At 72.7% G+C, this 7614-nt stretch carries 7 protein-coding genes; 3 read left to right on the forward strand and 4 right to left on the reverse strand.

The features are described from left to right. Positions 1-109: 109 nt before the first annotated feature. The 4 genes from infB to rimP form a co-directional block, all read right to left on the reverse strand. Positions 110-3160, reverse strand: a complete 3051-nt coding sequence (infB, locus tag ABZ854_RS31185; RefSeq protein ID WP_361217533.1) for a translation initiation factor IF-2 — start codon at positions 3158-3160, stop codon at positions 110-112. 162 nt (positions 3161-3322) lie between these two features. Continuing rightward, positions 3323-3604, reverse strand: a complete 282-nt coding sequence (locus ABZ854_RS31190) for a YlxR family protein (protein ID WP_129306252.1) — start codon at positions 3602-3604, stop codon at positions 3323-3325. Between the two features lie 132 nt (positions 3605-3736). Further along, positions 3737-4753 (reverse strand): transcription termination factor NusA, encoded by a 1017-nt coding sequence (gene nusA, locus ABZ854_RS31195; RefSeq protein WP_361217537.1) that lies wholly within the window; start codon positions 4751-4753, stop codon positions 3737-3739. Between the two features lie 2 nt (positions 4754-4755). Beyond that, on the reverse strand, positions 4756-5274 hold the full coding sequence (gene rimP / locus ABZ854_RS31200) for a ribosome maturation factor RimP (protein ID WP_361217540.1): 519 nt from the start codon (positions 5272-5274) through the stop codon (positions 4756-4758). Between the two features lie 308 nt (positions 5275-5582). Here rimP and ABZ854_RS31205 point away from each other — a divergent pair, with 308 nt between their 5' ends. Genes ABZ854_RS31205 through ABZ854_RS31215 form a run of 3 tightly spaced genes read left to right on the forward strand, consistent with a single transcriptional unit; the run spans position 5583 to position 7523 of the window. Beyond that, positions 5583-6092 carry a hypothetical protein gene (locus tag ABZ854_RS31205; protein ID WP_361217543.1) on the forward strand — a complete coding sequence of 170 codons (510 nt, stop codon included), beginning with the start codon at positions 5583-5585 and terminating at the stop codon, positions 6090-6092. Continuing rightward, positions 6089-6580 (forward strand): ferritin-like domain-containing protein, encoded by a 492-nt coding sequence (locus ABZ854_RS31210; protein ID WP_361217546.1) that lies wholly within the window; start codon positions 6089-6091, stop codon positions 6578-6580. The genes ABZ854_RS31205 and ABZ854_RS31210 overlap by 4 nt, the downstream gene beginning before the upstream one ends. Before the next feature lie 40 nt (positions 6581-6620). Beyond that, positions 6621-7523, forward strand: coding sequence for an aminoglycoside phosphotransferase family protein (locus ABZ854_RS31215; protein WP_361217549.1), 903 nt, complete (start codon positions 6621-6623; stop codon positions 7521-7523). Positions 7524-7614 lie beyond the last annotated feature (91 nt).

The following is a 7614-nucleotide window of genomic DNA, read 5'->3' on the forward strand; positions in this document are numbered from 1 at the left end:
GCCGGAGGCTCGACAGGGTTTACCCGCGTCCCCCTTTACCCGCGAGCCCGGCAACGGCGCGCCGGCCGGCAGGAGCGAACTCCCGCCGGCCGGCACGAACCGTGGTCGGTTACGACCGCGGCTTCTCCCGCATCTCGTACGTCGCGATGACGTCGTCGACCTTGATGTCGTTGAAGTTGCCGAGGTTGATACCGCCCTCGAACCCTTCGCGGATCTCGGTGACGTCGTCCTTGAAGCGGCGCAGACCGGAGATGGTGAGGTTCTCCGCGATGACCTTGCCGTCGCGGACGAGGCGCGCCTTGGTGTTGCGCTTGACCTCTCCGGAGCGGACCAGGACACCGGCGATGTTGCCCAGCTTGGACGACTTGAAGACCTCGCGGATCTCCGCCGTACCGAGCTCGATCTCCTCGTACTCCGGCTTCAGCATGCCCTTCAGGGCCGCCTCGACCTCTTCGATCGCCTGGTAGATGACCGAGTAGTAGCGGACGTCGACGCCCTCGCGCTCCGCCATCTGCGCGGCACGGCCGGCCGCACGGACGTTGAAGCCGATGACGATGGCGTCGGAGCCGGTCGCCAGGTTGATGTCCGACTCGGTGACCGCACCCACACCGCGGTGCAGGATGCGGATGTCGACCTCTTCGCCGACGTCGAGCTGGAGCAGCGAGGACTCGAGGGCCTCCACCGAACCGGACGCGTCGCCCTTGATGATGAGGTTGAGTTCCTGCACCAGGCCGGCCTTGAGGGCCTCGTCCAGGTTCTCCAGGGAGAACCGGACGCCACGGCGGGCGAAGTTGGCGTTGCGCTCGCGCGCCGCCCGCTTCTCGGCGATCTGCCGGGCCGTGCGGTCCTCGTCGACGACGAGGAAGTTGTCGCCGGCGCCCGGGACGTTGGTGAGACCGAGGACGAGGACCGGGGTCGAGGGACCCGCCTCCTCCACGTTCTCGCCCTTGTCGTCGAGCATCGCGCGGACACGGCCGTACGCGTCGCCGACCACCATGGTGTCGCCGACCCGCAGGGTGCCTCGCTGGACCAGGACGGTCGCGACGGCGCCGCGGCCACGGTCGAGGTGGGACTCGATCGCGATGCCCTGCGCGTCCTGCTCCGGGTTGGCCCGCAGGTCGAGCGAGGCGTCCGCGGTGAGGACCACGGCCTCCAGCAGCTGCTCGATGTTCAGACCCTGCTTGGCGGAGATGTCGACGAACATCGTGTCGCCGCCGTACTCCTCGGCCACCAGACCGAACTCGGTGAGCTGGCCGCGCACCTTGGTCGGGTCCGCGCCCTCGACGTCGATCTTGTTGACCGCGACCACGATCGGCACGTCGGCCGCCTTGGCGTGGTTCAGCGCCTCGATCGTCTGGGGCATCACACCGTCGTTGGCCGCCACCACGAGGATCGCGATGTCGGTCGACTTCGCACCGCGGGCACGCATGGCGGTGAACGCCTCGTGACCCGGGGTGTCGATGAAGGTGATCCTGCGCTCTTCGTCGTTGACCTGGGTGGCGACCTGGTACGCACCGATGTGCTGCGTGATGCCGCCGGCCTCGCCCGCGATGACGTTCGTCTTGCGGATGGTGTCCAGCAGGCGGGTCTTACCGTGGTCGACGTGACCCATGACGGTCACGACCGGCGGACGCGCGACGAGCGCTTCCTCGCCGCCCTCGTCCTCGCCGAACTCGATGTCGAAGGACTCGAGCAGCTCGCGGTCCTCCTCCTCCGGGCTGACGATCTCGACGACGTAGTTCATCTCGCCGGCGAGCAGCTGGAGGGTCTCGTCGGAGACGGACTGCGTGGCAGTGACCATCTCGCCGAGGTTCATCATCACGGCGACGAGCGACGCCGGGTTGGCGTTGATCTTCTCCGCGAAGTCGGTGAGGGACGCACCGCGCGACAGGCGGACGGTCTGTCCGTTGCCGCGAGGCAGCATCACGCCGCCGACCGACGGGGCCTGCATGGCCTCGTACTCCTGGCGCCTCTGCCGCTTCGACTTGCGGCCACGACGGGCCGGACCGCCGGGACGGCCGAACGCGCCCTGCGTGCCACCACGGCCGCCGGGACCACCCGGACGCCCACCGAAACCGGGACGGCCACCGCCGCCACCCGGACCACCGGGACGGCCGGCGAAGCCACCGCCGCCGCCACCGCCGCCGGGACGACCGGCGAAGCCGCCGCCGCCACCACCGGGACGACCGGCGAAGCCGCCGCCACCCGGGCGACCGCCGCCGCCACCGGGACGACCGCCGCCACCGGGACCGCGGCCACCGGGGCCGCCGCCGGGACGCGGGCCGGCCGCGGGACGCTGCGGCATCATGCCGGGGTTCGGACGCGGACCGGACGGGCCGGGACGCGGGCCGCCCTGCGGGCGGGGCATGCCGGACGGGGACGGCCGCTGGCCGGGAGCACCGCCCGGACGCGGGGCGCCGCCCGGGCCACCGGGGGCCTGCGGACGGGGACCGGCGCCGGGAGCGCCGCCGTGGCCGCCGGCCGGTCGCTGCCCGCCCTGCGGGCGAGGCGCCTGCGGACGGGCCATGCCGGTGGAGCCACCGGAGGTGAAGGGGTTGTTACCCGGACGCGGACCGGCCGGACGGCCGCCCGGACGGGCACCCTGACCGCCGGGACGCGGAGCGCCCTGGCCGGGACGGCCCGCCTGGCCCTGACCGGGGGCCGGACGGCCACCGGGCTTGGGCGCGCCGGGACGGGCACCCGGGCGCGGACCCTGCGCGGCCGGGGCCTGCGGGGTCTGTGCGGCCGGAGCGGCCGGCGGAGCGGTGAACTCCGGGGCGGCCGGAGCCGGACGCGGAGCGGGCTTGGGGCCCGGAACCGGACGCGGGCCGGGGGTCGCAGCCGGCGCCGACGGGGCAGCGGACTGCTGCGCGGCGGCGGGCTTGGGGGCCGTCGGCGGCTTCGGGGCAGCCGGACGGGCCGCCTGCGCCGGCGAAGGCGCGGGGGCGGGCTTGGGGGAAGCCTTGCGGGGGGCGGGCTTGCCGGCGGACCTGCCGTTGCCACCGCCCTGGAAGGCGTCGGTCAGCTTGCGTACTACGGGCGCTTCGATGGTCGAAGACGCCGAACGGACGAATTCACCGAGTTCCTGGAGCTTGGCCATGACGACCTTGCTCTCGACACCGAACTCCTTGGCGAGTTCGTAGACCCGGACCTTAGCCACTTCGCTCCTTTGAGGTCCGGGTGAAGCCGGACCGCCGCTAGTTCATGGGCGTACTCATCGCGTACTCATCGAGTGCTCATCGCAATCTCGACCTGCTTTCGACTCGCGAGGTACCGAGCCGTACGGGGGGTTCCGTACGGCACTTCGTGCTGTGTTGCCTGCTCAGCAACTGTCCGTCTGCTCGACGTACCGGCGCAACGCCTTTATGTCGAGCGGCCCCGGGACGCGCAGCGCCCGTGGGAACGCCCGGCGGCGTACCGCCTGGTCGAGACAGACCGGGTCGGGGTGTACGTAGGCACCCCGGCCGGGCAGCGTACCGCGAGGATCGGGAACGCACTGTTCCTGATCCGCCACGGCGCGCAACAGATCGTCCTTGGCCGCTCGCTGCCTGCACCCCACACAGGTGCGTTCAGGGCATGCGCGGGCTCGCGTCCGGCCAGACACCTCTAAGTCTACCTCCCCGTACCGACCTCACCCCTTCAGGGGAAAAGTCGAACAGTTGCTGCATGCAGGCTGACGTGATCTCAGCGACGGACGGCCGAGATCTATTCCCCGGCCGTCGCCCCGCCCGGGACGTCACTCCCCGGCTTCTCCGGCTTCCCCGGCCCCTCCGGCCGTCTGCTCGGTGTCCGGCCGGATGTCGATCCGCCAGCCGGTCAGCCGGGCGGCGAGGCGGGCGTTCTGCCCCTCCTTGCCGATCGCCAGCGACAGCTGGTAGTCCGGCACGGTCACCCGGGCGGACCGGGCGGCCATGTCCACGACCTCGACCTTGGACACCCGCGCGGGCGACAGGGCGTTCGCGACCATCTCCGCCGGGTCGTCCGACCAGTCGACGATGTCGATCTTCTCGCCGTTCAGCTCGCCCATCACGTTGCGCACCCGGCCGCCCATGGGGCCGATGCAGGCGCCCTTGGCGTTCAGGCCGGACCGCATGGACCGGACGGCGATCTTGGTGCGGTGACCCGCCTCGCGGGCGATGGCGGCGATCTCGACGGACCCGTCGGCGATCTCCGGCACCTCCAGCGCGAAGAGCTTCTTCACCAGGTTGGGGTGCGTGCGCGAGAGGGTGACGGACGGGCCGCGGACACCCTTCGCCACCCGGACGACGTACGACCGCAGGCGCATGCCGTGCGGGTACGTCTCGCCCGGGACCTGCTCCTGCACCGGCAGGATGGCCTCCAGCCGGCCGATGTCGACCAGCACGTTCTTCGGGTCGCGGCCCTGTTGGACCACGCCGGTCACGATGTCGCCCTCGCGGCCCGCGTACTCGCCGAGCGTCGCGTCGTCCTCGGCGTCGCGCAGCCGCTGCAGGATCACCTGTTTGGCGGTGGTGGCGGCGATGCGGCCGAAGCCGGAGGGGGTGTCGTCGAACTCGCGGACCTCCTGCCCCTCCTCCAGGTCCTCGGGGTCCTCCTTCGCCCACACGGTCACGTGGCCGGTCTCCCGGTTCAGCTCCACGCGCGCGTGGCGGCGGCTTCCCTCGGTGCGGTGGTACGCGATGAGGAGGGCCGACTCGATCGCCTCGACCAGCAGGTCGAAGGAGATCTCCTTCTCCCGGACCAAGCCCCGCAGGGCGCTCATGTCGATGTCCACGGCTACGCCTCCTCCTCTTCCTTCATGTCCTTCTCGGCTGCCTTGTCCTTGCGGTTGAACTCGACCTGCACCCGCGCCTTGTCGATCTCGGCGAAGCCGAGCCTGCGGGCCGTGGGCTTGCGGCCCTTGACGCCGGGCACCTCGACGTCGAGTCCCTCGTCGTCGGCCTTCAGGATCCGGGCGATCAGTTCGCCGCCCTCGGCCAGCTGGAACTTCACGAGCCGGTCCGTGGCGCGCACGTAGTGCCGGTGCTCGGTGAGGGCGCGCTCCGCGCCGGGGGTGCCGACCTCCAGGTCGTACGCCGCGTCGCCCATCGCGTTGGTCTCGTCGAGCTTCGCCGAGAGCGCGCGGCTCACATCGGCGACGGCGTCCAGATCGGCTCCGGAGTCGGAGTCGACGACCACGCGCAGCACTCTCTTGCGTCCGACGGAGTCCACCGCGATCTCTTCGAGATCCAGGCCCTGGGAGGTGACGAGCGGTTCGAGCAGCTCTCGCAGCCTCTCGCTCTGGGTGGTGCTCATCCGGGTGACTCCTCGGCCGCGTGTGCTGTTGTGGGATGGGTCGCGTGTCTGGTCAAAGGGTATCGGGTCACCGGGGGTGTTGCCGTCCATGCGGGTGCCTCCGGCGGTCGGGCGGATCGCACGAGAGCTCGGGGGCGGTGGTGGTTCGGCGGGTGCGGGTCGTGACCGGTTGCTCGCGCAGTTCCCCGCGCCCCTTAGGGGGGTCCACGAGCCGGTGACGAGAGATGAGGCACGTCACAGGTACGGTGATCAGCGGCGGGGTGCTTTTCCCGCCCGTGTGTTCGTACGAGCCTCTGAGGACGTCATCCGTGCCGTACCCCCCGCCGCCGCGCGAGCCCTCGGGGCCGCGCAGACGAACCCTGCTTGTTTCCGCTGCCGGTGCCGCCCTGCTGGTGGGCTGCTCGGCGGAGTCCGGTACCGGTTCCGGGGGCGGTGACACGCCCTCGGTGACCGCGGCGGCACGCGCGCGTGCGGGCCGGGACAGCGCGGGCCTGCTCGCGCGGTACGACGCCGTGCTCGCCGTCCATCCGGGGCTGGCGGAGCGGCTGCGGCCGTTGCGGGCGCAGGTCGCGGCCCACGTGAAGGCGTTCGGGCACGCCACGCCCACGAAGACGCCCACGAAGTCGCCCTCCCCCGCGGCCACCGTGCCGCCCGCCGAGAAGGACGCCGTCGCCGAACTGGCCGCCGCGGAACGGTCCCTCGCGGACCAGCGCGCGAAGGACCTGCTGGAGGTGCCGGGCGAAGTGGCCCGGCTGCTCGCCTCGGTGGCGGCGTCCGGTGCGGCCCACGCGTATCTGCTGACGAAGGGGGAGGCATGAGCGGGAAGGCCGGTGAGGGGGCGCTGACGGCCCTGCAGGCGGCGCTGGCCGCCGAGCACGCGGCGGTGTACGGGTACGGCGTCGTCGGCGGGCAGATCGCCGACGGGCGGCGCGCGGAGGCACGGTCGGCGTACGACGCGCACCGGGCCCGGCGGGACGCGCTGATCCGCGAGGTGCGCGATCTGGGCGGCCGGCCGGTCGCCGCGAGCGCCGCGTACGCCCTGCCGTTCCCGGTCCGGGACCCGTCCGCCGCCGTACGGCTCGCCGCTGGGCTGGAGGAGCGGGTCGCCGACGTCTACTCGGACCTGGTGCGGGCGACGACGGGCGCCCGGCGCGGGACGGCCGCGGCGGCGCTGCGTGAGGCCGCGGTCCGGGCGGTGCGCTGGAGCGGGGAGAGCGTAGCCTTCCCTGGGCTCGCCGAACACGGCGATGAGACGGCGGCACCCGCAGGGCCGCCGGTGTCCACGTCGGCGTCCCCGTCGCGGTGATCCCGTAGCCGCCGGCACGGCAGGAAGGAACGACTCGCGCATGGCTTTCGAACCGCCGAAGCGTCTGGTCCGGGCGCTCGGGGAGACGGCGCCGGCCGGTGACGACTGGCTGGCGCGGCTGCCCCAGGTGGCCGAACAAGCCGTCGAGGAGCGCGAGTTGGTGGTCGAGCGGGTCCAGGTGCCGGGCGGCCGCAGCAGTCTGGTGGTGCTGGTCCGGCGCGCGGACGGCACGCCCGCCGTGCTGAAGCTGGCTCCGCCCCGGGCCCGCCCGGACAGTGAGCGGGCGGCGCTGGCGCACTGGTCCGGACGGGGTGCCGTGGGGCTGCTGGAGGCCGACGCGGGTGCGGGGGTGCTGCTGTTGGAGCGGTTGCACCCGGATGTGTCCCTGCGGTCCCTGCCGGAGGCGAAGGCGCTGCTGGAGGCGGCGGGGACGCTGCGCCGACTGTGGGTGGAACCGCCCGCCGGGCACGCGTTCGAGACGGTCGAGGACCGCACGGGGCGGCAGGCGGCGGCGATGCGGGCCGGCGCCGGCGCGCATCGGGAGGTCGCTCCGCTGGTCGACGCGGCGCTCGCGGCCCGCGAGGAGCTGCTGTCGGCGGCGCCGCCGAGCCGGCGGTTGCTGCACGGCACGTTCCGGCAGAGCAAGGTGCTGGCCGGGGAGCGGATGCACTGGCTGGCGGTGGGTCCGGACCCGGTGGTCGGCGAGTGCGCGTTCGATCTGGCCCGGCTGGTCCGGGACCGGGTGGAGGACCTGATCGCGGCGCCGTCGGGGCCGTCGACGACCCGGCGGCGGATCAAACGGCTCGCGGAGTCCCTGGAGGTGGACCAGGACCGGCTGCGCGGCTGGACGCTGTTCCGCGCGGTGGAGTCCGGCGTCCGCGCCCGCAGGATCGGCCGCGAACGCGACGCGGAACTCCTCCTGGAATTCGCGACCTGGCTCTAGTGTTCTGAGTCGGGAATTCTGTTCAGATATGAGGCGAGGCGTTCAAGGATTTCGTCCGCGGTCTTTGTCCAGACGTAGGGCTTGGGGTCGG

Source organism: Streptomyces sp. NPDC047028, assembly GCF_040644095.1.
Classification (GTDB): Bacteria; Actinomycetota; Actinomycetes; order Streptomycetales; family Streptomycetaceae; genus Streptomyces.